General features: G+C 69.1%; 20 protein-coding genes, 1 tRNA gene and 2 pseudogenes. 12 read left to right on the top strand and 11 right to left on the bottom strand.

Annotated elements, in window-relative coordinates:
• Positions 1–36 precede the first annotated feature (36 nt).
• Entirely contained in the window at positions 37–780 is a 744-nt protein-coding gene (locus ACWEFB_RS29820) for an SDR family oxidoreductase (RefSeq protein WP_452290752.1), read from the top strand.
• Here the strand turns inward: ACWEFB_RS29820 and ACWEFB_RS29815 are convergent.
• A complete protein-coding gene (locus ACWEFB_RS29815) occupies positions 768–1,733 on the bottom strand; it encodes an EamA family transporter (protein ID WP_326563078.1) in 966 nt (321 codons plus the stop codon). The two genes, ACWEFB_RS29820 and ACWEFB_RS29815, sit on opposite strands and share 13 nt — an antisense overlap.
• Positions 1,734–1,810: 77 nt before the next feature.
• On the opposite strand from ACWEFB_RS29815, the gene ACWEFB_RS29810 reads away from it, so the two are divergent.
• The gene (locus ACWEFB_RS29810; protein ID WP_452290750.1) at positions 1,811–2,722 is read left to right on the top strand and encodes a LysR family transcriptional regulator; all 912 of its coding nucleotides are present in this window, start codon (positions 1,811–1,813) and stop codon (positions 2,720–2,722) included.
• Here the strand turns inward: ACWEFB_RS29810 and ACWEFB_RS29805 are convergent.
• The gene (locus tag ACWEFB_RS29805) at positions 2,719–3,117 is read right to left on the bottom strand and encodes a DNA polymerase ligase N-terminal domain-containing protein (RefSeq protein WP_452290748.1); all 399 of its coding nucleotides are present in this window, start codon (positions 3,115–3,117) and stop codon (positions 2,719–2,721) included. The two genes, ACWEFB_RS29810 and ACWEFB_RS29805, sit on opposite strands and share 4 nt — an antisense overlap.
• 92 nt (positions 3,118–3,209) lie before the next feature.
• Positions 3,210–4,844 carry a fibronectin type III domain-containing protein gene (locus tag ACWEFB_RS29800; protein WP_452290746.1) on the bottom strand — a complete coding sequence of 545 codons (1,635 nt, stop codon included), beginning with the start codon at positions 4,842–4,844 and terminating at the stop codon, positions 3,210–3,212.
• Between the two features lie 155 nt (positions 4,845–4,999).
• Here ACWEFB_RS29800 and ACWEFB_RS29795 point away from each other — a divergent pair, with 155 nt between their 5' ends.
• From ACWEFB_RS29795 to ACWEFB_RS29785, 3 genes and pseudogenes are all read left to right on the top strand, one after another.
• Positions 5,000–5,920 carry an NADP-dependent oxidoreductase gene (locus ACWEFB_RS29795; RefSeq protein ID WP_452290744.1) on the top strand — a complete coding sequence of 307 codons (921 nt, stop codon included), beginning with the start codon at positions 5,000–5,002 and terminating at the stop codon, positions 5,918–5,920.
• A gap of 427 nt (positions 5,921–6,347) precedes the next feature.
• Positions 6,348–7,673 (top strand): annotated as a pseudogene (rho, locus tag ACWEFB_RS29790) (transcription termination factor Rho); the annotation flags it as partial.
• 196 nt (positions 7,674–7,869) lie between these two features.
• Entirely contained in the window at positions 7,870–9,513 is a 1,644-nt protein-coding gene (locus ACWEFB_RS29785; protein ID WP_452290742.1) for an RICIN domain-containing protein, read from the top strand.
• An 85-nt stretch (positions 9,514–9,598) separates the two neighbouring features.
• Here the strand turns inward: ACWEFB_RS29785 and ACWEFB_RS29780 are convergent, their stop codons facing one another.
• The 4 genes from ACWEFB_RS29780 to ACWEFB_RS29765 all read right to left on the bottom strand — a co-directional run bounded on the left by ACWEFB_RS29780 (position 9,599) and on the right by ACWEFB_RS29765 (position 15,052).
• Complete coding sequence (locus ACWEFB_RS29780; RefSeq protein WP_452290740.1) at positions 9,599–10,618, bottom strand: pyridoxal-phosphate dependent enzyme; 1,020 nt, start codon at positions 10,616–10,618, stop codon at positions 9,599–9,601.
• Positions 10,619–10,753: 135 nt separating this feature from the next.
• Complete coding sequence (locus ACWEFB_RS29775) at positions 10,754–11,833, bottom strand: WxL protein peptidoglycan domain-containing protein (protein ID WP_452290738.1); 1,080 nt, start codon at positions 11,831–11,833, stop codon at positions 10,754–10,756.
• 92 nt (positions 11,834–11,925) lie between these two features.
• Positions 11,926–13,851, bottom strand: coding sequence for a fibronectin type III domain-containing protein (locus ACWEFB_RS29770; RefSeq protein WP_452290736.1), 1,926 nt, complete (start codon positions 13,849–13,851; stop codon positions 11,926–11,928).
• A 166-nt stretch (positions 13,852–14,017) separates the two neighbouring features.
• Positions 14,018–15,052, bottom strand: coding sequence for a HupE/UreJ family protein (locus tag ACWEFB_RS29765; protein WP_452290734.1), 1,035 nt, complete (start codon positions 15,050–15,052; stop codon positions 14,018–14,020).
• Positions 15,053–15,417: 365 nt separating this feature from the next.
• Here ACWEFB_RS29765 and ACWEFB_RS29760 point away from each other — a divergent pair, with 365 nt between their 5' ends.
• From ACWEFB_RS29760 to ACWEFB_RS29735, 6 genes and pseudogenes are all read left to right on the top strand, one after another.
• The gene (locus tag ACWEFB_RS29760) at positions 15,418–16,086 is read left to right on the top strand and encodes a type 1 periplasmic-binding domain-containing protein (protein WP_326561731.1); all 669 of its coding nucleotides are present in this window, start codon (positions 15,418–15,420) and stop codon (positions 16,084–16,086) included.
• A 128-nt stretch (positions 16,087–16,214) separates the two neighbouring features.
• Entirely contained in the window at positions 16,215–16,682 is a 468-nt protein-coding gene (locus tag ACWEFB_RS29755; RefSeq protein ID WP_452290731.1) for a hypothetical protein, read from the top strand.
• Between the two features lie 397 nt (positions 16,683–17,079).
• Positions 17,080–17,745: a DsbA family protein gene (locus tag ACWEFB_RS29750; RefSeq protein WP_452290729.1), complete on the top strand. Its 666-nt coding sequence runs from the start codon at positions 17,080–17,082 to the stop codon at positions 17,743–17,745.
• On the top strand, positions 17,742–18,407 hold the full coding sequence (locus tag ACWEFB_RS29745) for a vitamin K epoxide reductase family protein (protein WP_452290726.1): 666 nt from the start codon (positions 17,742–17,744) through the stop codon (positions 18,405–18,407). Before ACWEFB_RS29750 ends, ACWEFB_RS29745 begins: the two co-directional genes overlap by 4 nt.
• A gap of 541 nt (positions 18,408–18,948) precedes the next feature.
• A pseudogene (locus ACWEFB_RS29740) lies at positions 18,949–19,065 on the top strand (IS5 family transposase); the annotation flags it as partial.
• 109 nt (positions 19,066–19,174) lie between these two features.
• Positions 19,175–19,261 (top strand) — tRNA-His (locus ACWEFB_RS29735).
• Between the two features lies 1 nt (position 19,262).
• Here ACWEFB_RS29735 and ACWEFB_RS29730 read toward each other — a convergent pair.
• From ACWEFB_RS29730 to ACWEFB_RS29715, 4 genes are all read right to left on the bottom strand, one after another.
• Complete coding sequence (locus tag ACWEFB_RS29730) at positions 19,263–20,327, bottom strand: 5'-methylthioadenosine/S-adenosylhomocysteine nucleosidase family protein (protein ID WP_452290724.1); 1,065 nt, start codon at positions 20,325–20,327, stop codon at positions 19,263–19,265.
• Positions 20,328–20,340: 13 nt separating this feature from the next.
• Positions 20,341–23,454, bottom strand: a complete 3,114-nt coding sequence (locus tag ACWEFB_RS29725) for a hypothetical protein (protein WP_452290722.1) — start codon at positions 23,452–23,454, stop codon at positions 20,341–20,343.
• A 482-nt stretch (positions 23,455–23,936) separates the two neighbouring features.
• Entirely contained in the window at positions 23,937–24,416 is a 480-nt protein-coding gene (locus ACWEFB_RS29720; RefSeq protein WP_452290720.1) for a DUF2326 domain-containing protein, read from the bottom strand.
• Positions 24,417–24,485: 69 nt separating this feature from the next.
• Complete coding sequence (locus ACWEFB_RS29715) at positions 24,486–25,316, bottom strand: ABC-three component system protein (RefSeq protein WP_452290718.1); 831 nt, start codon at positions 25,314–25,316, stop codon at positions 24,486–24,488.
• Between ACWEFB_RS29715 and ACWEFB_RS29710 the strand changes: the two genes are divergently transcribed.
• The gene (locus ACWEFB_RS29710; RefSeq protein ID WP_452290716.1) at positions 25,281–26,009 is read left to right on the top strand and encodes a pentapeptide repeat-containing protein; all 729 of its coding nucleotides are present in this window, start codon (positions 25,281–25,283) and stop codon (positions 26,007–26,009) included. The genes ACWEFB_RS29715 and ACWEFB_RS29710 overlap by 36 nt on opposite strands.
• Positions 26,010–26,134: the final 125 nt, after the last annotated feature.

Genomic DNA, 26,134 nt, shown 5'->3' with positions numbered 1-26,134 from the left:
TGAACGGACAATCAAAAAATGCAGAGGGGAAGTTCGATGTCACAGAGCCTGACCGGCAGGGTTGCGATCGTCACAGGCGGATCGCGGGGAATCGGGGAGGGCATCACCCGTCGGTTGGCCGGAGCCGGTGCGACCGTCGCGATCACGTACGGCGCCTCGGCCGAACGCGCCGAACTCCTGGCCAAGTCCATCAACGACGCGGGCGGCCTGGCGATCGCCATCCGGATCGACGCCGCCGACCGAGCCGCCGTACGGGCCGGCATCGACGAGATCGTACGGACCCTCGGGCGACTCGACATCCTGGTCAACAACGCCGGAGTGATCGGTGCCGGGCCGATCGGGGAAATCACCGACGCCACCTACGACCACACCGTCGCGGTCAACCTCGACGGCGTCTTCTTCACCACCCGGGAAGCCCTGCGACACCTCGGCGAGGGCGGACGGATCATCAACATCGGCAGCATCAACGCCGACCGGATCCACTTCGTCGGCGGTAGCCTCTACGCCCTCACCAAGGCCGGCGTGGCCGGCTTCACCCGTGGCCTGGCCCGCGAGATCAGCAGCCGGGGAATCACCGTCAACACCATCCAGCCCGGTCCCGTCGACACCGAGATGAACCCGGCCGACGGCCCGTACGCCGGCATCACCCGGCCGCACATCGCGGTCGACCGCTACGGCACCGCCGACGAGATCGGCAGCCTCGTCGTCTACCTCGCCGGACCCGACGCGGCCTACGTCACCGGCGCGGCCATCAACATCGACGGCGGCTACGCCGCCTGACCATCCGCCGGTCCGGCTCCGATCCGGCCACCGGTACGGGCGGCGGCGTACTCCGGCGCCGCCGTCCCCGTACCCGCCGGCCCGCCCTCCGGATCGACGGCGGATACGGGCGGTCGGCGCAGCACCAGGGCCAGCCCGGTGAGGATCACCCCGGCGGCGACCGCCTCGGTGAGGCCGACCCGCTCACCCAGGAACACCCGAGACGCGGCCAGCCCGAACACCGGCACCAGCAGGCTGAACGGCGCCACCCGGGCAACCGAGTACTCGGCGATCAGCCGGTTCCAGAGACCGAAGCCGACCAGGGTGGAGACGTAGGCGACGTACAGCACGGCGAGGACGGCGCTCCAGGAGAGCCCGGTGACCGCGTCGAGGACCCGGCCGGGCCCATCCACCACACCGGCGAGCCCGAGCAGCGGGATCGGCGGAACCAGACTGGACCAGACCAGCAGCGACAGCGGACGGGTCTCGCCGCTGGCCCGTACCACCACGTTCGCCACAGCCCAGCTCGCGGCGGCGGCAAGGGTGAGCGCGAATCCCACCACCGTGGCCCGACCACCGCCGCCGACCGCGAGCATCCCGATGCCGACCGACCCCACGAGTACGCCGGCCACCTGCCAACCGGTCGGACGCTCCCGCAGCAGCGCCGCCGCGAGCAGCACCGAGACCAGTGCCTGTGCCTGCAACACCAGCGAGGCGAGCCCGGCCGGCATCCCGGCGTCCATGGCGGTGAAGAGCACCCCGAACTTCAGTACGCCGAGCACCAGCCCGTAACCGACGACGTAGCGCAGCCGGGCGGTGGGCCGGGGTACGAGCAGCACCAGCGGCACCGCCGCAACGAGAAACCGGAGCGCGGTCAGGACCAGCGGGGGCAGGTCCCGCAGCCCGATGTCGATCACCACGAAGTTGACGCCCCAGATGGCGGCGACGAGCAGGGCCTGGAAACGGTGGGTCATTCTCACCCGGTTACCGTCCCCCGACCGAACCTTAAGGTCCAGTTCATAGTTCTTAACTGTCGCTGTAGCGTGGCTACATGGATCTGGACGTACGACGGCTGCGGGTGCTGCACGAGGTCAACCTTCGGGGCGGGGTGACCGCAGCCGCGGCGGCACTGCACGTCACGCCGTCGGCGGTCTCCCAGCAACTCGTACAGCTCTCCCGGGAGGCCGACTGCGAACTGGTCGAGCGGTCCGGTCGGGGAGTTGTGCTCACCGCCGCCGGGCAGGTCCTCGCCGCCCACGCGGAACGGATCCTCGGCGCGGTCGAACACGCGGTGGCGGGGCTGGCCGTACTCCACCAGCGGGTCGGCGGCACCGTCCGGGTGGCCGCGTTCCCGTCCGCCGCCGGATCGCTGGTCGCCCCGGCCGCCGCCCGCGCCATGGCGGAACACCCGGACCTGGACGTACGCGTGATCGAGGCCGAGGACCAGCAGAGCCAGCTCGACCTCCGCTCGGCCACCATCGACGTCGCCATCCTCCAGGAGTACGACCACGTACCGGTGACCCGGATCGCCGAACTCGACCGGCACCCGATCACCACCGACCCGATGCACCTGATCACCCCGAGCGGCTGGGTACGGGCGACCCGCCGGCTGGCCGACCTGTCGGACGTACCGTGGGTGGCCAGCGCCGAACACACGCCCTGCGGGCGCTCGACCCTGCGCGCCTGCCACCTCGCCGGGTTCGAGCCGGACATCCGGCACCGGGCAATCGACTTCGCCCTCACCCTCGACCTCGTCGCCGCGGGACTCGGCGCGGCGCTCGTACCCGGACTGGCGCTGCGCAACGTGCCGAACGGAGTCGACGTACGTCCGCTCGACGCGCCGGTGACCGGCCGGCAGATCTTCGCGGTCACCCGCCCCCGTGGCGACGGACCGTTGCGACCGGCGATCGACGCCCTGCTCCGCGCGCTGGCCCCGACACCCGTCGCCGCCCCGGTGCGCTAACCGTCGGGCTGGTCCTTCGTCCGGTGCAGCAGCCAGTTCTGCCGGGTGTGGATCAGGGCGTAGCGGCCGGACCCGGCCCGCCCGTGCAGGGTGAACAGCAGCCGGCGGTCGTTGCGGTCGTGCTCCTCCCACCAGCCCAGGTCGGCGATCGACTTGTCGGCGTCGGTGTAGGTCAGGTGGTCCAGGTCGTGGTCGGGCACCGCGACCGCCAACCGGTCCCCGGACGGGTCGGTGGGCAGGCCCCTCGGCACCGCCCACGACCGGAGCACGCCGTTCTCCTCCAGCCGCAGGTCGAAGTGATGGGTCGGCCGCCGATGCTCGTGCAGGACAAACGCGGGACGGGACGACTCCCCGCCCCGCCCCTCGTCGCCGTCCGGCCCGGTCTCCGCCGCCATGAGCAATGTCTACCCCGTGACCCGGCGGCGAATACACCGGGTGCCGGTCAGGCCCCCCGACCCGACCGGCACCGGCTCGGTGACGCCTCGGCTCAGCCGATGACGTCGTAGGTGGTGATGCCCTTGGAGCCGCCGAGGACCGGACCGGCCTCCCAGTGCCGACAGGCCGTCTGGGTCGGGTCCTCGGTGGTGCAGAACTTGTTGCCCGCGATCACCAGGACAACCGTGACGACCCGCCCGTCGGGCAGGTTCACGCTGGCCGCAGGCCCGGAGTACGGCGTCCCGCAGCTACCGCGCACCCAACTGCTCGGTGCCGACGCCGCCCGGGTCCACGTACCGAAGTCGTGGTCGTAGAGCCAGACACCACCGGACGCGCCACTCGAGACGCAGTTCCAGAGGTTGACGGTCTTGACCGAGAGCGGCGGCGGCGGGGGCGGGCTCGCGGTGGTGGCACAGATCTCGGGCGCCGGGTCGTAGCCGAAGCCGGTCTTGATCGGGCCCATCTTGAAGCAGTACCGGGTCGAGGGTTGGAGGTTGTTCATCGTGAAGGTCATCGGCCCGGTGCCGGCGGTGCCGGGCGCGTACATGGTGTTCACGCCGACGTGGTCGACCCGGTACTGGGTCTCGCCGACGGCGTTGTCGGTCCAGTTCAGCACGAGCGAGGTCTCGGTCACCCCGGTCACCGAGACGTTGGTCGGGCGGGGCAGGGCGGGCAGCGGCAGATCCCGGCAGACCACCGCCGAGGTGGCCGAACCGTACGGGTTGTCAGCCCGAACCCGGTAGCAGTACTGGTTGCCCTGCGACACGCCGGTGTCGTCCCAACTGAACGCCGTCTCACCGTTCCGGTTGTTGCTGTGCACCTGCACCCACGGGCCGGCGCTGCCGCCGACCGAGCGTTCGACCACGAAGCCGGACGCGTTGGTGCTGCGCGGCTGGACGTACAGGTACATCGTCGGCACCGTCTGGGCGGCGTTGACCTGGAGGTCGGGCGCGGCCGGCGGGCTGCCCTGGGTGACCGTGCCGCAGCCGAGCTGGGTGTTCACCGTGCCGGTGCCGACGTTGATGCCGTACACGCAGACGGTGTGCTGGCCGGGTCCGGCGGGCACGGTGAGGTCGTAACCGTGCGCCGCCCCGTACGGCGGGTGCACGGCGGCGACGTCCGGGCGGCTGCCGCTGGCGTTGACCGTACGGACGTACGCCCCGTCGAGGTAGACGTGCACGTCAATCGGGTTGGCGGTGTCCGGGTCGATCGACCAGCCCCGTACCCGCAGGCCGGCCGGGCCGGGCGACACCTCGTCGACCGACCCGATCGGGTCGACGGACACGAGGAACGTACGGCAGATGGACTTGTCGAGGCCTTCGTTCTGGTTCTTGGCGACCGCGCAGACGGAACTGCCCGCCCGCGCCGGCACGGTGCCGGAGTACGCCCCCGTCGACCTGTTGGCGGCCAGCGTGGCGACGACCGCGCCCCCGATCTTGATCTGTACCTGGACCGGACCGGAGGCGTCGCGGTCCTTCGCGGTGCCGCTGACGACAAGACCGGCCGGCTGGCGGACCGGGGTGGAGAGGCTGATGGTGGGGCTGCCGAACTCGTCCTCGGTGCCGCAGATCGGAGGCGGGTTGGGCACGTCGCATTCTGGTGCCGCGATGGCGGGGGTCGTGACGACGCCGACGAAGGCGGCGCTGAGCAGCACCACCGTTGCGGCGTTGACGAATCGGTTACGCATGGCGCCAGGATGGCGAGACCGCGGGTGTCCGGCGATGTTCCCGGTGAGTCCTGGACAGGGGCCGCGAGTCCTGCCCATCCGCCTTCGGGTCACCGCCGATGCTGTCAGAGTCAGGGTGTCCGACGGATATCTCGGCAAAAGGAGTACCGACAACGATGCCCAAAGCGGTCAGATTCGGTGAGTACGGTGGAATCGACGTCCTACAGGTGGTGGAGGTCGACCGGCCCGTCCCCGGCGCCGGGCAGGTTCTCGTCAAGGTGGTTGCCGCCGGCATCAACATCGGCGAGTCATCCATCCGGCAGGGGGCGATGGACAGCATTTCCCCGAGCACCTTCCCCTCCGGTCAGGGCAGCGACCTCGCCGGGGTGGTGGTGGAACTGGGGCCCGACGTGAGCGCTTTCTCGGTCGGCGACGAGGTGCTCGGCTTCAGCAACGATCGGGCGAGCCAGGCCGAGTTGGTTGCCGTACCGGCCGACCAACTCGTCCCGCGACCGGCGAATGTGCCCTGGGAGGTGGCCGGCGCACTGGCCGTCGTGGGCACCACGGCGTACGCGGCGACGCAGGCGGTGGGCGTCGGCACGGGCGACACCGTTGTCGTCGCCGGTGCCGCGGGCGGGGTCGGATCGCTCGCCGTCCAGCTTGCCTGCAGCGCGGGAGCGAGCGTCATCGGCCTGGCCGGACCCGCCAACCACGACTGGCTCACCGCGCACGGCGTGACCCCGGTCGCGTACGGCGAGGGAATGGCCGACCGGATCCGAGCCGCCGCCGGAAGTCCGGTTGACGCCTTCGTCGACACCTACGGCGACGACTACGTCGACCTCGCCATCGAGCTCGGGGTGAAGCCCGACCGGATCGACACGATCATCAACTTCGCCGCCGCGAAGAAGTACGGCACCAGGACAGCGGCGAACAGCGAGGGGGCGAGAGCGGACGTGCTGGCCGAGATCGCCCGGCAGGTCGATCAGGGGCGGTTGGATGTCCCGATCGCCCGTACCTACCCGTTGGACCAGGTCCGCGAGGCGTTCCGGGAGCTGGAGCAGCGGCACACCCGGGGCAAGATCGTACTGATGCCCTGACGTGGCGATACTTGCCATCGCGGGCTAACCGCGTTATCTTGACGGCAGTGCACCCCTGAGGTGTCGGTGAAAGATTCCGACCCGGGGCGTGTGATTTCCTTTTCACGAGCTCGGCTCGCATGATCAGTTCACATGATCACCGGCAAATCGTTTCCGCCGGAGCTTACGAACCACTTCCGCTGATGCGCCGACGCGCATCCCGCCCAGGGCCCGACCCTCGGCCGATCGGCACCACCCGCCCGCCCGAGCCACGCGGCCACCAGAGCCGGGCTCGCCCGAGCACCGGCAAACCGGATCGACGCCGGTTGCCGGCCCGTTCGCCGGTCCGATCCGGCTCGGTACGCGGCGGACAACACCTTCCCAAGGAGAAGCAATGACTGCTACCGATTCGCTGGTAGACCAGCACTCCACCACGTTCAGCAACCCGTCCCGCCGGGGCGGTGACGTCGACGACGCCCCCTCGGGCAGCACCGCCCGCCGGTCCACCCGGACCCCGCGCCGCGCCGACGGCCGCAGCGCCAACACCAACACCGGCCGCCGCACCCGTACCACCCGTGACCGCAGCCGGGGCGACAGCCAGGACGAGACCCGGATCGGCGACGACACCGCGCTCGTACCGGTCGCCGGGATCCTCGACCTCCAGGACAACCACGGCTTCATCCGTACCGGTGGGTATCTGCCCGGCCCGGACGACGTCTACGTCTCGATCGCCCAGGCCCGCAGGTACGGCCTCCGCCGGGGTGACGCGGTGACGGGCGCGGCCCGTCCCGCCCCCGACGACGACCAGCGCCGGCACCAACCGCTGGTCCGGTTGGACACGGTCAACGGTGCCGACCCGGAGGATGCCCGGCGGCGACCGGACTTCTACAAGCTGACGCCGTTGTACCCGCAGGAGCGGTTGAACCTGGAGACCGAGCCGAACCTGCTCACCACCCGGCTGATCGACCTGGTCATGCCGCTGGGCAAGGGTCAGCGGGCGCTGATCGTGTCACCGCCCAAGGCCGGTAAGACCATGGTCATGCAGGCGATCGCCAACGCGATCAGCCGCAACAATCCCGAATGTCACCTGATGGTGGTGCTGGTCGACGAGCGCCCCGAAGAGGTCACCGACATGCAGCGGTCGGTCCAGGGCGAGGTCATCGCCTCGACCTTCGACCGGCCGACCCAGGACCACACCACGATCGCGGAGCTGGCCATCGAGCGGGCCAAGCGACTGGTCGAACTCGGCCAGGACGTGGTGGTCCTGCTCGACTCGATCACCCGGCTGGCCAGGGCGTACAACCTGGCGGCGCCGACCGGCGGCCGGACCATGTCCGGTGGTATCGACTCGGCCGCGCTGCACCCGCCGAAGCGGCTGCTCGGTGCGGCCCGGAACATGGAAAACGGCGGCTCGCTGACCATCATCGCCACGGCCATGGTCGACACCGGATCGGCGATGGACGGGGTCATCTTCGAGGAGTTCAAGAGCACCGGCAACGCCGAGCTGCGGCTGGACCGCAAGCTCGCGGAGAAGCGTATGTTCCCGGCGGTCGACATCCACTCCTCCGGCACCCGGATGGAAGAGGTCCTGTTGGCCCCGGAGGAGTTGGCCATCATCGGCCGGTTGCGTCGGGCCTTCAGCGGCCAGGACGCCCAGCAGTCCCTCGAGCAACTGCTCGACCAGTTGCGCAAGTCCGGGAGCAACTTCGAGTTCCTGACCCGGATCTCCGGGGGCACCCTGTCGGCCGGCACCGCGTCGCGTACCCGGCGCTAGCCGGCCCCTTCCCCGCCGGACACGGTCGTACCGGCGGGCCCCTGATCTCACGTGGCGACAAGCCATTGATAAACTTGACTTGATTGAAACGATTCGATAGCGTGCGGGTGCTGTTGGAAGGCCCTTTCCCCTGCCCGGTGCGTCGCCCGGCACCGGGCTTTTCCGGGTCAGTGCGACCCCAGGTCCGGGAGGACCAATGACGCTCACCGCCACCACCCAACCCGTCCCCGACAACGGATCCCGCAGAAACCGCCGCCGGATCGGCCTCGCCGTCGCCACGGCCGTCGCCCTGGTCGGCGCCGGTGCCACCATCAGCCCGCAGCCGGCCTCGGCCGCCACCATCGACACCGGCGCCTACTACGTCATCACCTCGCGCCACAGCGGCAAGGCACTCGACGTCTACAACTTCGCGACGAACGACGGCGCCCCGATCGTGCAGTGGACCCGCAACGACGGAAACCAGCAGCAGTGGCAGTTCGTCGACGCGGGCGGCGGCTACTACAAGATCAGATCCCGGCACAGCGGCAGGTTCCTCGAGTTGCCGAACGCCAACGACGGCACCCAACTCGTCCAGAACGCCGACAACGGCACCACCCGCCAGCACTTCCAGGTCGCCGACTCCGACGGCGGGCACGTGCGGTTCGTCAACCGGCACAGCGGCAAGGCGCTGGACATCTGGGAATGGTCCACCGCCGACGGCGGGATCATCTCCCAGTTCCAGGACCTGGGCGGCTGGAACCAGCAGTGGCAACTCAACCGGATCGGTTCCGGCGGAGGTGGCACCGGCTGCGGCAGTGGCTCGTTCAACGCCGAGGCGGTGCTGAACGGGAGCACCTGGACCGCCCGCAACGGCAGCAGCACGGTCTACACCGGCACCGACATGCGCTCCGCGATGCAGGCGGCGGTGAACAGTCTCTCCTCGGGACGTACCTCGAAGCAGCGGGTGGTCGTACGCGGCTCGGGCTCGATGAGCGCGGGAGCGCGCCTCTCCCTGCCGAGCTACACGATCCTCGACGTCTGCGGCACGATCAACGTGACCGGATCAGGATCCGGAGACCAGGCACCGGTGTACGCCAGAGGCGCCACCGACATCGAGGTGCAGCACCTGAACCTCACCGGATCACCCCTGTACGGGATTTTCATGCGCAACGTCAACAACCTGATCCTGGGACAGATCGACATGCGACTCTCCAGCGGCCTGGGCGTGCGGATCGACAACCACGGCGGGGACCGCGCGGTGAAGGTACGCAACATCCGGATCGACAACGTGTACGTGCAGGGAACCAGCAGCCAGGGCGTGGAGACGTACGGGGTGGACGGGTTGACGGTCGGGACCGTCACCGCCCGCAGCACCGGCGAATCGGGCCTGCTGCTCAACGACACGGTCAACGCCACCGTCGGGACCGTCGACGCCGACAACGCCGGCACCGGCACCGGGTACGCCGCGTTCCGGATGGCGAACCGCAACGGCCGGATCGGCAGCAGCTACCCGACGAACATCCGGGTCGGCACCGTGATCGCCCGAGGTGGCGGACGCGGGATCTTCTGCGTCTCGGAGAGCGGCGGGGCCGTCATCGACCGGGTGACCATCTCGAACACCGGCAACAACTCGATCCTGGTGGAGAACTGCTACAACGTGACGATCGCCGGGGTCTCCGGGACGGTCACCGGCGGCGGCGAGGTCAGGGTCGCCGCGCGTACGGAGTTCCCGATCTCCTCCGGCATCACGTTCCAGAACCTGACGGTGACCAACACCAACATCACCCAGAACCCCTGCGGTGGCGCCAACAACGTGGTCCGGAATGTGACCCGGGTCAACTCCACGTTGAGCTGGTGCTGACCGGGTTCGAACGAGCTTTTGCACGTACGACGGTTGCGGGCCGTGGCTCGGCGGTGGTCTCGCCGGCCACGGCCGTTCCGTGCGGTCAGGAGGCGTTGCCGGCCGGGGCGGGGCGGTAGCGGCCGAGAGCCGATTCGGCCCGGCTGATCGTGTCGGGGTGACCGAACAGTCCGGGCAGGCCACCGGTGTGCAGGAAGACCGTCCTGGCGTCCGGGGCGATGTCCCCGTCCCGTACGGCAGCGATCAGGCCCGCCATCGCCCGGCCCGTGTAGATCGGATCGAGCACGATGCCCTCGCTCCGCGCGGTCAGCTCCAGTGCTTCGGCGGACGGCCCGGTGAGGTGGCCGTAGCCGTCGCCGACCTGGTCGCCCCGGATGCGCAGCTCGTGCGCGGGCACCCCGGTCCCACCGAGCCGACCGGCCAGGGCGGCGACCGCCTCGGCCGGTTCGGGCAGGGCGCCGACGTCGACTCCGAGCACCCTGTCTGCGCCGAGCGCGACGACGAGTCCCGCCATGGTGCCGCCGGAGCCCAGCGCGACCACGGCAACGTCGACATCGGGCACCTGTACGAGCAGTTCCCGACCCGCCTCGACATACCCGTACGCCCCGACGGCGTTGGAGCCGCCGAACGGAATCAGTTCGGGCCGGGCCCCGCCACCGCGCAGCTCGTCGACAATCCCGGTGGCAACGGTGGCGAGTTGGCCCCGGTCCACGTCACCGGCCCAGTGGATCTCGGCGCCGAAGAGACCGTCCAGGGCCAGGTTCCCGGAGCTGGACCGACCCGGCTCACCGGGGAAGACCAGCACCACCCGCAGACCGAGTCGCGCGCCCGCGGCGGCGGTCAGCCGGGCATGGTTGCTCTGCGGCGCACCGGTCGTGACCAGGGTGTCCGCACCATTGGTCAGCGCGGCGCCGACGGTCCATTCGAGCTTGCGGACCTTGTTGCCCCCTGCACCGAGACCACCGAGGTCGTCCCGCTTCAGCCACAGACCGCCGGGGGCGAGCCCGATGGCCTCGGCGAGCCGGGGCACGGGCTCGACGGGTGTCGGCCAACTGCCCAACGTCACCCGCCGACCCGGCGTCGGTACGGAGTCGAAACCTGTCATCGCTGCTTCCCTTCCCCCATCCCCCGCATCATCCACCGCCTCGGTGGGCAGGTGGTGGTCGAGCTGTGGCGTTCCACTACCCCCACGGGGGCGCAGAACCGCCACAGCCCTACCGGGGCATGGAGGACGGGGCGGTCAGCGTACGTCCGGGTTTTTGTCGCGGAGTGCCTGCGCGACGGCGTCGCGGACCCGGCCGTCCTCGCGCTGCTTGCGCCGGGCGCGGTTGCGGCGGGCGAACAGGTACGCCCCGACGGCAACAGCGATCAGTACGACGACCAGCACCAGGAGCTGCCACGGGGTGGCCCAGCCGTGCGTCGTGGCCTCGACGGGTTCGAGCGGGGTGGTGGAACCCGACGCGTCGGTGAGCAGGGGCGTCAGGGTCGCGGTCGCGGCCAGCCTCAGCGCGGGTGCCACACCGTGCACGGGTACGGACACCTTCCGGCTCTCACCCGGAAGCAACTCCGGCGGCGCCTTGATCTCGCCCGCGTCGACCCGCAGCCAGCCGAACGGGCCGGAGACCGACACGGCCTGCTGGGCCGACAGGACGGCGTTCCCGGTGTTGTGGATCGTGTACGTGACCGTGGCGTCGCCCTTGGCGAACGGATTGGACGTGCCGTCGTAGTCCACGTGCAGGTCCTCGACCACGAGGTTCGGCTTGAGCTCGCCGCCGACCCGCAGCTTGATCCGGATACCGAGGCGCCGGTCCACGTTGATCCCCGCCGCCTGGTCGGGCTGGGTCAGGGAGGTCAGGATCCCGCCCACGTAGTCGCCGGGCGTGGCGTTGCCCGGCACGGTGACCTTGAAGGGGACCTGGGCGGTCTTGCCGGGCTCGACGTGGACGCTGCCGCCGCCGGCCTTTACCCAGGCACCGACGCCGACGGACTTACCGTCCTTGGCGAGCAGGTCGAGCTGACCCGTGTCGGTCGTGAAGCCGTCGGCGGCGTAGACGGTCAGGTCGAGCGCGACCGGGCCGTGGTTGGCGACGACCATGGCGTCGTCGACCGCGCCACCGGGGTTGACGGCGTAACTGAAGCTGGACCGGTCGGCGCCGTAGCTGTTCGAGGCCGTCCTCACCGTCCAGGCGACATCGCCGTCCGCCGCCAGGGCTGGGCCGGCGGCCAGGCCGACGACCGCGAAGACCGCGATCAGGGCCAGAGCCGCGGTACGGAGAAAGGCGGCGACGCCTGTGTTCCGAAACGTTGTGGACGATTGCATCTCGTGGTCCTCAGGGGATCTGGAGCGGGTTGGAGCGGAGCGGCGGGGTAAGCACCCGTAGGTGCCTACCCCGCCCGGTAGAGCGGATCCGATCAGCTGCTCAGCGCGGTGATCGTGAGGGTGGCGCGGTAGTTGCCCTTCGCGATGCTGTCCGGGAACTTCAGACCCAGGTCGGCACCGAGCTTGGCCGAGCCGCGGGGGTGGCCCTGCTCGGCCGAACCGAGGCCGCGCGAGACCGACAGGCCCTGGCCCTGGTCGTCGTACGAGGAGAGCACCGGAGCGCTGGCCTGGGCACCGGCACCCGCGTCGAGCACGTACGGGGTCCAGCCGAGGTAGGAGCCGGAGAACTTCTTGCTGCCGTCCTGGAAGTCACCCACGCTGGCCGAGATCGACCACGGGGAGAGCGAGCGACGGCTGTCCGACACGATGATCGGGTTGATCTTGCCGGCCGCCTCGAAGTGGTTGCCGTTGACCTCCTGCGCGGTGCCGAGGTCCACCAGGCCGTTGTTGCCGTCGATCGTCCAGCCGAACTCACCCGGAGCCACGTCCGGCACGTTGACCTGGAGGTCCTGGCCGTCGGCGTGGAGCGGGTGCACCGAGACCTTGTCGACGATCGAGCCCACGCCCTGGTCGCCGTTGGCGGCGCTGCGGATGTTCTCGACCACGAGCTTGTCGTTGCGTACCTGGACCTTGACGTAGGTCCGGACGTGCTCCTGGTTCTCGACCGAGTTGTACCAGTAGTTGTTCGGGTTCAGCGGGTCGGCGCCGTTGCCCGCGCCGCTGGTGCCGCTGCTGTCCGGCTTGGTGATGTCGTAGTACTTCGAGCCGGAGGCCGAGTTCGCGGTGACGTAGAGGACGCCGCCGGGGCCGGCGACGACGTCTTCGGCACCGGGCTGCTCGTTCGGGTCGGCCTTCTCGCCGTTCTTGATCAGGTAGCTACGGGAGTAGCTGTGGTCGTGGCCCTGGAGCACCATGTCGACGCCGAGCTTCGAGAACGTGGTCGGGAAGTCGACGCGGCGGGCCTTGTTGTCGCCGTCCTTGGCGTGCGAGGCCGGCGAGTAGATCGAGTGGTGGTAGACGAGGACCTTCCACTTGGCCTCGGCACCGTGCTGGTTGATGACGTCGGTGACGTACGCGGTGTGCGCCTCGTCGCCGCCGCCGCCCGAGGAGGTGGCGTAGCTGTTGCTGTTCAGGTCGATGAACAGCACGTCCTTGTAGATGTACCAGTAGTCGCCACCCGAGGTGTTGGACGCCGGGTTCCCGTTGGCGTAGTACGGGGCCGAGCGGTCCGTGTTCGGGGTGAAGTGGTGCTGCTCCCAGGCCTTGCCGCCGACGTCGTGGTTACCGATGGTGGCCGCGACGGGGTACTGGCGAAGCTGGTCGGGGGCGAGGAAGGCGTTCCACTGGGCCTCGGTGTTCGCCGTCTCGACGTGGTCACCGCCCGACACCAGCATCTCGATGTTCGGGTTGGCGGTGAGCGCGACGTTCAGGGTGTCCTGCCAACCGGCCTGGTCCTTGGCGATGTCGCCGGAGGAGCCGATCTGCGGGTCGCCGAAGAACAGGAAGTCGTAGTCGCCCTCGAAGTCCTGCGTCTTGAACGAGTACGCCGGGGACCAGTTGCCCTCGGCGCCGACACGGTACGAGTACGCCGTGTGCTCCTTCAGACCGGTGATCGTGGCGTGCCGGTTGAAGCCGCCGCTGGTGGCGATGTTCGCCCCACCGGTGGCATCGAAGCTGAGGGCGCCGGCCGGGAACTCGCCGTTGACGATCTCGGCGGTCGGGGCCAGTTGGATCTTCTGTGCGGTGTCGGCCGAGGAGTACCAGGTCACGATGCGCTGGGTCTCGTCGGCGCCCACACCGAGGACGATGCCGGTGAGCGAGGTGGACTCGGCTGCGCTGGCAGCGGACGCCAGGCCGCTACCGGCGGCTACCGCCAAGCCCAGGAATGCCGCCGTGGCCCCTGCGGCCACGCGGCGCCGCACAAGCCCGGAGGCCCGTGTCGTGTTGCTCGATGTCATCGATTTCCGTTCCTTGTTCGATAGAGATATGGAAAGCTTTCCAATAGATATATGGAAAAGCTTTTCCCGATGACGGGGAATCGCATCTCAAGCTTTACCTGGATGATGAACCCGTCATGAACGTGATCTTGCGACTGCCTGGACTTTCCGAGATACCTGGACTGACTCAGAACCCGGACACGCGTTCAATGAACCAGACCAGCCCCATGATGGACACGCCCGCAGAAACGACACCGGTCGCCCAGAGTCCGAGTTTCGGCGCACGGCGCCGCAATACGATCAGCAACGGGAACACCACCGCGATGATCGTCAACTGCACGGTTTCGATACCGACGTTGAACACCAGCAGGGACCACAGCAGAGTCCAGGACCAGGCTTCGTTGATTCCCAGTGCGCCCGCGAAACCCAGGCCGTGCACGAGACCGAAGCAGAACACCACCCCGAGCCGAATCCAGCCCCGACGATCGAGACTGAAGTGCCCTCGGCCCGCCGTCTCCAGGTCGGTGGCGTGGTCACCGCGTCGCCAGATCCCCCACAGATGCCAGCCGGCGACCACGGCGATCGACAACGCGATCACCGGTTCCACGACGCCTGCGGGCACGTCGACCAGGCCGAGGGCGGCGAGCATGAACGTCACCGAGTGCGCCAGGGTGAAGCTGGTGGCGGCGAGCACGATCTCACGCAGACGCCGCGATCCGGCGATGAGCGCCACCAGGAACAGGATGTGGTCGATCCCGGTGAGCAGGTGCTCGGCACCCAGGACGAAGAACTCCCGGAACCGCTCGTACCAGGCCTGCCCGGTGGAGAAGGACGGGTTGGCCGAGTCGAGCGCGGCAGAGCCGGAGCGACCGTCGATCTCGTACGTGACGATCGTCTTGGTGCCCTTGACGTAACCCTCCCCGTCAGGGAAAAGACCGCTGCGCACCTGGTGCGCGTCGGCCCGCTCCGGGCAGGTCCAGTCGAACACCAGATCGGCGTACGGCACGCCCTCCCGCTCGGTCATCGCCACGTCGCCGACCTGGGTGGCCGTACAGGACTCACCATCCGAGGTCACAGAGAAGCGCTCGGTAACATATTTGGTGGCCGACTGCGCGTGGGTCTTCAGCGCCGCCGCCTGCGCCCCGGTGTCGCCCGCGTCGAATGCGGCGGTTCCGTCCCGGAAGAGAGAATTGTCGTCCTCGTAGTCGGCGGCGGACACCACAAAGAGGTCGTATTCGAGCCCCAGCTTCGTCCGTATGTGACCCTCGTCTCCCGCTGTGATATTCGCGTACACAGTCGACGAAAATCCATGGGCGAACGCCGGTACGGCGTTCAGAATAGCGATGACTGCCGCCGCGATCCCGACAACGGTGACGATAACGGTACGGCGGACGGGTCTCATCATGCGGCTCCCTCGTAATGGCCAGTGCACGTTGCATGGCGAGGGTTAACACCAGCCCGACCACCGGCGAACCGCTGGAAAACAAACTCCCGGAAGAACCGCCCGCCGGTCGGGCACGGGAGTAGTTGGGATAGGAATACAAAGAACTACGCGCACCTTCCGCCACCACTGAAGAGGACGATCACTTGCGCCCTCCGCTTCGGGCCGTTGTCACGCTGGCCACGGTCGCCGCCTTGGTCACCGGATGCAGCTCCGGCGACGACTGGTCCCGGCCGCACCCCAAGCCCATCGCCATCGGCACTCTCGGCCCGGGTTTTGTCGACCCCTCCGCCCGCCCCGCCCCGGAGGCGACCGTTACCCCGCAACCCGGCTCGTGGGACGCGGTGCACCCGTCGAAGGGCTACCGGGTGGTGCTGCTCACCGCGGGTGACGACAGCCCGACCAAGGCCCTCGTGAAGGCTGTCAAGGACTGGGCGGAGGACGAGGACGTCGACCTCAGGACGGTGACCGCCGACCTCCACGATCCCGTCACCAGCATCACCAAGGCCCTCGGGATGAGCCCGGACCTCATCGTCAGTGCGGGCAACGACCTCGTCGACCCGCTCACGCTGGTCGCCCCGAGCCACCTGTCACAGCCGATCCTCGTGGTGGGCGCGGAACTGGCCGAGCCGACCCACAACGTCACGTCCGTCGACTGGTCCGGTGCATCGTTCCGTGGCGAGGGGGTCAACGCGTCCTCGACGTACGACCCCGCCTCGTTCACTCCCGAGCGCTGCGCGGCGGCCATCAGGGCGGGCGTCGCTGCCGTACTCAACGACCTGACCGGAATCGTGGTCTGGCTCGACCAGCTCTAGCCGGCGTACACGCCGCGGCGAGGAGCCAACTCGTGATCCCCGGTCCTCAGCCCGGCACCGAGCGTCGGGTTCACAGCATGGGCGACAGCGGCGGGACCGAACGCTGACGGTGTCGTAGCCTGAGGTGCATGACCTGCGGAAGCTATCGCACCACCACGCCCATGGCGTGGATGCGGCAGCTGATCGCGGTCGCCGCCTTCGCCGCGGTGGCGCTGCTGCACGGCATGCAGTGCACCAACGGGGCCGCCGGCATGGTGCTGACACCCGCGGGACTCGCCCACGCCACCGACTGCGGCGCCGATGCGGCCGCCGCGACGACGACGGCGGCGCACTCGCTCGTGGCCGTCGTGTCGGTGGTCGACACACCCGCGATCGTCGCTCGCACGCTGGACAGCAACCCCGTCAACGATTCCCACCCGGAGGCCGGCGCCGGTGCCGTCTGCCTGGCACTGCTGGCAGCCGCCGGTGCCGCGCTCCTGTCCCGGTCCGGTGGCGGCTGGTGGAAGCGGTTGCTGGCGGCAGGCCGCCAGGTGACGATGGCCGCGCAACGGTCACTCCAGCCCCAACTGCTCTGCCTCTGCGTGTCCCGCACGTAGGCCCCCGCACGCGACGGGTCGGCCAGGCCACACCGGGCCACAACCCTCAGCCCCTCATCGCGGGTGGATGACACGAGCCCGGCACACCGTAGCGGTGGTCGGGGCGCAGTCACATCCTGTTCGGCACGCGCGCCCCGTGGTCCTCGATGGCGACAAGTACGAGGTCATCGGCGTGGCCGAGCCAACGCGGATCCTTGCGGCCTCACCCCGCGGTGACCGCCTGTCTCCCATCGCCGATTGCCACCACCCCTGCTTCGACCGGTGCGGGTGACGCGCAGGGGCTTCCCCACGTCCCCTCAGCCGTTCGCGCGGCGACGTCTCCGGCACCCCGGGGATCGCCATGCGGGCCGCCTCATCCCAGACAGCCAGCACACAGACCAGATCGGATCGGTAGGACATGACTCGCAACGTGAAGACATCGCTGGTGATCGTGGCCGTGGTGGCCGCCGTGATCATGGCCGCGGCGCTCGCCGACGGCCCCGCCACACCCGGCGGCCAGGGCCCACAGGTCACCGACACGGCCAACCCCGCCCTGGTCCGGCCGGACAGCCACCGACTGTCGACCGCCGCCGACGGCAAGGTCACCGTGGTGGAGTTCCTGGACTTCGAATGTGAGGCGTGCGGGGCGACCTACCCGACGGTGGAGAAGATCCGCGCCGCGTACGCCGACCGGATCACGTTCGTGGTCCGGTACTTTCCCGTCGCCAGCCACCCCAACGCCGAACTCGCCGCGAGGGCGGTCGAGGCCGCCGCCCGGCAGGGGAGGTTCGAGGCCATGTACGGCCTCATGTTCCAGCGCCAGACCCAGTGGGGTCACCAGGACGGCAATCCACAGACCGACACCTTCGCCGGCTACGCGCGCGAGCTCGGTTTGGATCTGGACCGATTCGCCCTGGACCTGCAGGACCCGGATGTCGCCGAGCGGGTGGCGGCCGACCAACGCGACGGGGCCACCCTCGGCGTCCGAGGCACCCCCACCTTCTTCATCAACGGCACCCCCATCGACGGCCTGCCCGACCACGCCACCTTCGTGGCCCTGCTGGATCAGGAACTGGCCCGGTGAGCACCACCGGACCCACACCTGTCAGTGCACCCGCCCAAGCGGTGACCACGGCGGCGGGTCATCGACGACCCGTCCCTGCCGTGCTGCGGATCCTGCCCTGGGTGCTGACCGTTGGCGGGATGATCGGGCTCGCCGCGTCGGGCATCCTCATCATCGAGAAGATCAACCTGCTGTCCCGACCCGGGTACGTCCCGTCGTGCAGCATCAGTCCGATCGTGTCCTGCGGATCGGTGATGACCAGTTGGCAGGCCGAGGTGTTCGGCCTGCCGAATCCGCTGCTGGGTGTGGCTGGATTCGCGGTCTCCGCCACCATTGGTGTGATGCTGCTCGCGGGTGCCGCGCTGCCCCGTTGGTTCTGGCTCGGCCTGCACGCGGGGACGGCACTCGGCGTCGGACTGATCCATTGGCTGATCTTCCAAAGCCTCTACCGCATCAACGCGCTGTGCCCCTACTGCATGGTCGTGTGGGCGGTCACGATTCCGATCTTCTGGTACGTCACGGTGCACAACCTGCACACCGGGATCCTGTCCACGTCCGATCGTTGGCGGCGCACCGGCCACGTCCTGGCCAGCTACCACGGCATCGTCCTGACCGTCTGGTTCACGATCATCGCGCTGGCCATCACCCACAGATTCTGGGACTACTGGAGCACGCTGCTGTGACCCATGGCCCGGATCTCCCGCCAGCGCGGCCCTGACCGCCACGCCCTGTGGTGGCTCATCGCCGGTGACTTATCGCCTAGCGATAACTCACCCCAAAACGCCAGGTCGGCGCCTCACGCGACCCATTTACATTACGGAGAGTAGTTACAGAAACACGCCATCCGGACGGCACCCACAGTCCAGCTAGGACGATCAACAAAAAACGTCTGACCGCGTTTCCGCAGGTCAGACGTTTTTTGATCTTGTGCGCCCGAAGGGACTCGAACCCCTAACCTTCTGATCCGTAGTCCGAAGTGGAGGTGACACTTCTCCACACTCGACTTTATCGCAAGATTTGTCCGACGGCAACCACTTCAGTCCGGCCGCATCCCACCGCGTCCATACAGGTCCAGGGCCTGCGAGCGTCACGCATGGAGTTTGATCGATAGTCGGGATTTCCCCGAAATCCGACCGCGTCCCGGAGCGTTCGTGTCGGTTCCCCGACGTCCGAGCACCCACGGAGCACCCACGAGCCCCAACTGCCTCGCCTCAACCTGGCCGATCGCGCGACTACGAGGCCCGACCCGACAACTCCGCGAGCATGATCACCATCGCGATGATCGACAACCTCGCCGAACGCCTCACCGCCGAAACCACCCCAACCTGGCGATACGGCTAAACCCACATAACCGACGAACTACGTGAATCAGACGTCCTCTTAGATTCGGGGTTCGAGTCCACGGCGGCCCCACCGACTGGCCGTCCTCACGGGGACGGCCAGTCCTCATGCGGGTGCGCCGACGCGGGAGGGTCGGGAGCGGCTGTGAAACGCTTGCTCAGCGCCTATGAGGGTTCGAATCCCTCCACCCGCACCACTCAGCCGTTGAAGGTGTTGTGCTGGACGTTGTGGTCGCCGATCTGCAGACCCCGGACACTTTCCAGCCGTACGTCGCGTGCGGCCGGGTTCGGTGATCGGCCGGCCCGCCGGTCCAGCAGGGCGTAGAGGACCTCGGCCGAGGCACGGGCCGCGAACCGCTTGTAGCGGTCGTCCTTGGCCGGGTCGGCGTGATCCATGACGCCCTTGACCACCAGCCAGTCCGGTACACCCTGGGTCTCGGCCACGGTGGCGATGGTCGCGGCCTCCATGTCCAGGCCGGTGACGGTGCGTACGCCCATCGCCGACAGCCGCGCCCAGGCCTCGCCATCCTTGGCCACGTAGCTCCCACTGGCCATGGGCGCCACCGCCACCGCGAACGGCAGCTTCGCGGGCCCATGCACATCGTCGTAGCGGGCGCGCTCGATGAACGTGCGGCCCTCCTCGGTCAGCACCCACTCCACCCCGGGCCGGACGATGTGCCCCCGGGCCTCGATCGCCTCCGGCCGTTGCAGCCACGTGCCCGGTGGGAAGTAGCGTTCGAACGCCGGGTGCTTCACCGGGTCCTGATCGAGGAGCAGCCGTTCCAGCAGCCAGAGGGCGGCCTCCTCTTCGGTTGCGGGGCCGTAGCTGGGCAGCCCGCTCGGAGGATTCAGCTCCTGCGCGGCGCGGATCCACTTCTGGTCGAGCTGGAACTGCCGGTGGTCGCCGACGAAGCCGTCCCTGGTCTGCTTGCCCTCGTCGTACTCGTACGTCATCTCGGCCACCACCACATCGCCCAGCGCGACCTGGCCCGGATTGCCCGCGCACACACCGGGCATGGCCAGGCAGCCCGGACGCAGCCGGTCGACCAGCGCGGTGGCCGCGACCCCGGTCGGGCGGCCGCTCATCCGGACCGGCCGGGCGAGCGCCACCGACAACCGCCGGCCATCGGAGCATCGGTACTCGCCCCGCAGGTACGGATGCGGGTCGTCCTCATCGCAGAGTGTCCAGTCCTCGATGCCGGCCTTGGCGGCCTCGTGCTCCAGCGGGATCGCCGCGACGATCAGAACGTCCATCGGGTCCATGTCATCTCCATCGTCACCACTCGATCCTGCGTCGCCAGATCTCGGCGTCGTGGTCATGCTTGCGGCTCTCCCGCTCGTACGTGCCGGCCAACTGCCGGAGGATCCGCTGCGATCGAGGCCATCCCTCGGCCTGACGTTCGTACTCCCGAAAACGCTCGACCAGCGTCCGCTCCTGAGCGCCGCCGTCCCGGAGGCCACGCCACGTCACCCCGCGCCGGTTGTAGAGGCCGCCCCAGAGGCCACTGTCCATCGCGTCACTGTCGGCGTCCTCCAGCACCTCGCGTACGGCCAGAGGTGGCACCGAGCCGTCCCCGTCCGGCTCGGCGAAAGCGAGGACGGCGCCGATCTTCCCGTCGGCGAGGCGCAGCCGGCCGGAGGCCGACAACCGTCGTCTTGCCTCCTCGACCCAGACCGCGAGGGCCTTGGCGTCGATGGTCCCGTCCGGGCCGGTGCCCGGGCAGCGGCGCCACGAACGCAGGACCTGGAAGATGGCGCGGGTCCGGGCAATTTGGTCCGGGTCGTCGACGGTCTCGTCGGAGCCCTCGGCGCGGAAGGCGGTCTCGACGAGCTCGGCGAAGAAGGCCGGGGCCTCGGCGAGGCGGGCATGGATCGTCGGCGTACGGGCGTCGTAGCGCAGGAGCGGGACGAGGTTCAGCTCGATCTCGGTCACCCGATGCGGCCCGAGCGCGTCCCGGTGACGTTCGAGCAGTTCGACGACGATCTGCAGGTCGTATCCGGAAAGCCGGCGGTCCTCCTCCGCCGACCGGACGAATCCCTCGCAGGCGGTGGCCGCCTCGACGGCGACCTCGCGCGTGTCGGCCTGTTCGGCGTACATCGCGATCAGATCCAGGGCCGCCGCGAACCGGCCCACGCTGATCAGGCCGGCCGCCGCCTTCGCGACACCGGTGAACTCCGGGCCGAGGCCGTTGACGCCGAACTCGCGCCAGTAGACGGCGGCCGCCTCGGGACCGGGATCGGTGTTCTCCGGATCGCGCCGCGCCAGCAGCAGCCTCGCCCGCGCAGTCGGATCCGAGGTGCGGTCGAGGTAGTCGGCGCCGCGCCGGATCCGCAGCGCGAAGTACTCGAACGCGATGTCCGGCCGGCTCGTCGGGCGGTCCTCGGACAGCCAGGTCAGCAGCACGTCGTCGTGCTCGGTGGACGGCGACTGGGCGAGGGCGGCCCCGATCAGGTCGCCGTTCCCGGTCCGGTCGGCCAGCGCCACCAGCGCGTCGAGACCGCCGGAGGCCAGGATCCGCGCCACCGCCTCGGCCCGCAGCCGGGACAGCTCGGTGAAGTACTCCGCGCTGGACCGTCTCCTCGTGACGCCCTCCGGCTGAGGCCACCGGTCGCCGAACAGCCAGAACGTCTGGTCGGCCGGTTGGGAGGGCGCGAGCGCGTCGGCGGCCCGCCGGAACGGCGCGAGTTCGGCGGCCGACATCGCCCACGGCGCGTCGCCGACGTCGGTGTGCAGGGCGATCAGTTCGCGGAGCGCCTCGGACAGACGCCGCCGCATCTCCTCGTCGTCGACCGAACCGGACAGGGACATCAGCCGCTCCACGAAGCCGGAGCGCTGGTCGTCGGGCAGGTTGTCGGACAGCGGGATGAGGGCGAGGAAGCGTTCCGGATCGTCGTCGAGGTCGTCCAGGGCCAGGCCGGCGACGTCCCGGAAGGCGGCGTAGGTCTCGGCCGGCGGCAGCGTCCCCGGTATCGGCCAGTCCCGTAGGAGCGGCGTCGGGTGGAGCGTACCGATGGTTCCGTGCCGGGCCGACCGGAGCAGGTCGAGCAGCAGCGTCCGGGCGACCTCGGGCTGGTCGCGGAGCATCCGCTTCAGGGCGCGCAGCCGGACCGGCCGGGGTGCGTTGGTCTGGGGCAGTGTGACCTCGAAGATCTCGGCGAGCGAGGCGCCCGGCCGGTCCGGCTGATCGCTGCCCGGATCGGCCGCGGCCATCCGGGCCAGAGCCTCGACCGCACCGCCGAAATGCTCGGTTGACCAGGCGAGGAGTTCCAGGGCCGCTCGGGAAGAGGGGCGGCCGGTCCGCACGGCGTCGAGGAACGCGGTGGGGGATGCCTCGGCCAGATACGTCAGCACGTCCGCGAGGGAGACGTTCGCCTGGGTCATAACCTCGCGCACCACCCGGTGCACGAGGTCGGCCGAACCACCGCGGACCGCGAGGACGACCAGCGACTCCGCGATGCCGCGCCGGATCGCCACTGACCCGCCGTGCGTGGTGAGGACGCGGACCGCCAGGCCGGCGAATGCCGCCCGGTCCTCCTCGGTGAAGCTGGGCACCAGCAGGACGATGGTGTCCTCGGGCGCCTGCACGTACCACCGCTGACCCAGGTGCCCGAGCATCGCCGTGTCCGGGTCCGCGGCCGCCTGAGCGGAGATCTCGGCCATCTCGGCGTTATCCACCCCGGTGAACTCACTGACGATCGCCCGATCGCCGTCGTGATCGCCGTGCCAGCCGCCCAGCAGCGCCAGCCGCCGGAGGCGGACATCGGCAGACCGGGCCCAGGGCGGAATCGCGAGCGAGCGGTGTTTGGCCAGGGCCCGCCACAGCTGGCCCAGCCCACGCCGGGCCAGGACGCCGAGGGACCGGGCCCGGTCCGGCTCGATCGGGGCGGACAGGTGCCTCTCGACCTCCTCCTCGTCGAGCGCGGGCACCTCTACGGCCGGGTTCGGCACGAGCTTGCCGTACACCAGGATGGTGTGCGGGCGCCGGAGTGGGATCTCGTTCAGCGGCAGGCTGGTCGGCACGGCCAGGATCCGCGGCTCCTGCGCCGCCAGGTGGGCGCGGAGGGCCGCCTGATCGTCGATCAGCAGCGTGCGATCACCCAACGGCGTGCCGTTCAGGGCCGCCGCGATGAACGCCTTCAGCTCCAGCGCGCCCAGCTCGCCCCCGACCTCGACGACGGCCGGGCCGGTGTCGAGCGCGGCGCGCAGGGCGGCGGCCTGCTTTTGGCGCCCGGCCAGCACGATCTCTGCGCCGAGGGGAGGGTCGGTGAACGGCAACCATGTGTCGTTCCACCACTCCGTCAGCGACACACCGGGCGTGGCAAGCCCGTAGTAGTGGTTGTGCTGAATGTTGCCGTCGCCGACCTGTACGCCGGAGCTGTTGCTGATCATCGGATCCGATTGTCCCAGGCGCGGGTTGGCGTGGCCGCGGCGGAATTCCCCCAGGGTGATGATCGGGGGATGAAGGCCATCATCTACACCTCGGGTGGCCGGCATCCACGCCACGGCCGGCGTATAGCCGCAGCACCCCCACCGGAGATCCCAGAAAGGGATCAGTCGCAGCAGCGGCGGTCTCTGACAGAACGGTGCTGAGCTGGGCTGTCAGGCCCGGCGGTCCGTCCGGTTGGGGTCCTCATCAAGCAGGACCCCTGCCCGCACGCCGGGCGGGACAGCCAGCAGGAGACGGGAGACACCAGCAGACCGGCACCCAGTTGGGTGCCGGTGACAGGCATGACCTACACACATCGAAAAGACTCCACAGCGGCGCAGGGGCAACGGGGCGGGCAGCGGCCAGCAGCACACGGACGCCTACACCCCTGCCGAGGCGAGCTGGCTCCCACAGGCTGCTCCGCAACGGCAAGCCAATGCACTGGTCAGAACCGGAAGCCGAAGAGGCCGCCGTCGTCGTATCGGTCGGTGAGTCGCTGGGACAGTAGGAACTTGTCGGCGTCGAAGCCCCGGCGGCGGGCTTTGTCGAGATCGTCTGAGTTCAGGCTGACGATGTACTGGAGACCTTCGCGGCCTGTGACCTCTGCGGCCAGTGACAGGGCCGCAGCTAGTTGGCGGTCGTCGACGCCGTCGAAGAGGTGGCTGTTGTGGACGAGGATGCCGGGGGCGCGGTTTGCCCGGGTTGCGAGGACGTTGAGGGTGAGGTCGAAGCAGAAGATGACCATGCTGCTGATGCCGGCGCTGTTGTCGCTGTCGATGTGCGGGTCGATGCGCAGGCTCTGGTCGCCGGCCTCGAACTTGAGGTGGGCGGTGCGGCCGGGGCCGTAGAGGCGTCGGGCGAACTCGGAGAACATCACTGTTGCCTCATCGATGAAACCCCGCCGGTCCTCGATGTCGCGCTCCATCTCCTGCTGCAGCGTCAGGCGCGCCTGGGTGATCTCTCGTTTTGTCGCTTCGAGGGCCTGGGCGGCCTCCTAGCGGTGGCGCAGGGCGGACAGGAGCGCCTGCTGCTGCGCGAGGACCTGTTGGAGTGTGGTTAGCGCTTCTAGGGCGCCACCTTCTTGCAGGGTGCGTAGCGTGGCGGCGAGTTGGTCACCGAGGCGTTGACGGTCGGTTTCGCTCTGGGCGAGGCGTTGCCGAATGGTGGCGGCTTCCTCGTCGAGGTAGCGGCGCCGATTCCGTACGACGGATTCGTGGAAGGCTTGGACCTCGTCGAAGCGTCGCCGCACCTGGTCGTTGAGCAACACGCCGAGTTCGGCGTATACGGGCTCCAGGTAGCTGACGTCGGGGTCGGTCGTCTCCTGCAGCGCGTGTTCCAGGTCCTGGAGGTTGCGTCGATCCACGACGTCGCGTGCGCGTAGCTGTCGTACCTGCTGGTCAAGCGCGTCTGCCTGCTCACGCAGGTGCTCGTACTGCGGGACGACGCGAAACTCGGAGACCTGGCGTTCCAGATCCCGCACCCGCCGCTCGGCCAGGGCGATCTCGCTACGCAGGTCCGCGACCTTGCCGATGATCCGGCCGAGCAGCGGGTCCTGGGCGGCCTTCTGCATCTGGGTGCGCGCGGTGTCTCGCGCTTTGAGTAGCCGGTAGCGGTCGGCGAGATGCCAGTCGAGGCCAAAGAGGTAGGCGAGGTTCGTGGTCGCGTCGGCGTCGGATTGCCGTCCGTGACTACGCACCGCGGTCGTTTTTTTGATCGCGGCGACAGTGCTCTGCCGGCGGCGGTTGGCGGGACCACCGAGTCCGGCCCCGACCCGCGTGAGGAACGGGAAGTGAGGCTGACCGCGCAGCGAATCCTGAATCGCCACCTGGTGAATGATATTGGCCAGTGGGACGAGCAGGATCCGGCCTGGTGGGGACGGTTCAACGTCGATCTCGCTGGGGCCACGCTCATCGACTTCAACCTGTCGGGGTGCCATCTCGGTGCCGCGGACTTCAGCGATGCCAGGTTTGTCGGCCTTGCCAGCTTTCGCGGGACACACTTCGGCGGCACTGCCAGGTTTCAGAGAGCGTCGTTCGATCAGGCGGTGTTCATCAGCACAGTGTTCAACGGCGGCAGCAACTTCAACTTGGCCTTCTTCACCAGTTTTGCCCGGTTCGACTCGGCGCGTTTCGCGGGCGGTGTGCGGTTCCGTGGAACGAACTTCACGTTCAGTCGCGTGTCGTTCCACAGCGCCAGGTTCACCGGCCACATGGAGTTTGTCGCGACGAGGTGGCCCGACCGTAGCCGCATCGACTTCGGCATGGTCTCCCTTGACGAGGATGTCCGTGAGGACTGCGGCGATGTGTGGGTGCCCGGCTGGCGGTTCGACGAGGAAGAGAACACTTTCGTGCGGACGTCCACGGTCGAGGCGGACGGCGACGCCGAGCACATCCCGAACCTCGATGGGCGACTCCGGCAGCTACGGAAGCAGGCGCGTTCACGGCATCATCCGCGTCGGCAGCTCGTATCACCCAGGCCGCCGCGACCGCGTGACGCGCCGGAGCATCGGAACGACTAGCCTAGTGCTCCTGCTCCGGCCGTCGGTTGTCGTCGTTGGCTGCGAGCAGCTCCCTTTTCGGCCTTCAGGAGTACAGCGCAGCAGGGGCTAGAACGCCAGGCCCGCCGGCCGCGCGGTCTCCACAT

Source organism: Micromonospora sp. NPDC004704, assembly GCF_053601675.1.
The sequence above is the reverse complement of the archived record's forward strand: the minus strand, read 5'-3'. Positions and strand labels throughout refer to the sequence as shown.

Bases quoted from the DNA above. Each gene is read 5' to 3' on its own strand.
- ACWEFB_RS29725 (WP_452290722.1), bottom strand. From the start codon at position 23,454: ATGATCAGCAACAGCTCCGGCGTACAGGTCGGCGACGGCAACATTCAG.
- ACWEFB_RS29815 (WP_326563078.1), bottom strand. From the start codon at position 1,733: ATGACCCACCGTTTCCAGGCCCTGCTCGTCGCCGCCATCTGGGGCGTC.
- ACWEFB_RS29800 (WP_452290746.1), bottom strand. From the start codon at position 4,844: ATGCGTAACCGATTCGTCAACGCCGCAACGGTGGTGCTGCTCAGCGCC.
- ACWEFB_RS29750 (WP_452290729.1), top strand. From the start codon at position 17,080: ATGACTCGCAACGTGAAGACATCGCTGGTGATCGTGGCCGTGGTGGCC.
- ACWEFB_RS29775 (WP_452290738.1), bottom strand. From the start codon at position 11,833: ATGCAATCGTCCACAACGTTTCGGAACACAGGCGTCGCCGCCTTTCTC.
- ACWEFB_RS29755 (WP_452290731.1), top strand. From the start codon at position 16,215: ATGACCTGCGGAAGCTATCGCACCACCACGCCCATGGCGTGGATGCGG.
- ACWEFB_RS29795 (WP_452290744.1), top strand. From the start codon at position 5,000: ATGCCCAAAGCGGTCAGATTCGGTGAGTACGGTGGAATCGACGTCCTA.
- ACWEFB_RS29805 (WP_452290748.1), bottom strand. From the start codon at position 3,117: ATGGCGGCGGAGACCGGGCCGGACGGCGACGAGGGGCGGGGCGGGGAG.
- ACWEFB_RS29820 (WP_452290752.1), top strand. From the start codon at position 37: ATGTCACAGAGCCTGACCGGCAGGGTTGCGATCGTCACAGGCGGATCG.
- ACWEFB_RS29810 (WP_452290750.1), top strand. From the start codon at position 1,811: ATGGATCTGGACGTACGACGGCTGCGGGTGCTGCACGAGGTCAACCTT.
- ACWEFB_RS29730 (WP_452290724.1), bottom strand. From the start codon at position 20,327: ATGGACCCGATGGACGTTCTGATCGTCGCGGCGATCCCGCTGGAGCAC.
- ACWEFB_RS29780 (WP_452290740.1), bottom strand. From the start codon at position 10,618: ATGACAGGTTTCGACTCCGTACCGACGCCGGGTCGGCGGGTGACGTTG.
- ACWEFB_RS29785 (WP_452290742.1), top strand. From the start codon at position 7,870: ATGACGCTCACCGCCACCACCCAACCCGTCCCCGACAACGGATCCCGC.
- ACWEFB_RS29720 (WP_452290720.1), bottom strand. From the start codon at position 24,416: ATGGAGCGCGACATCGAGGACCGGCGGGGTTTCATCGATGAGGCAACA.
- ACWEFB_RS29770 (WP_452290736.1), bottom strand. From the start codon at position 13,851: ATGACATCGAGCAACACGACACGGGCCTCCGGGCTTGTGCGGCGCCGC.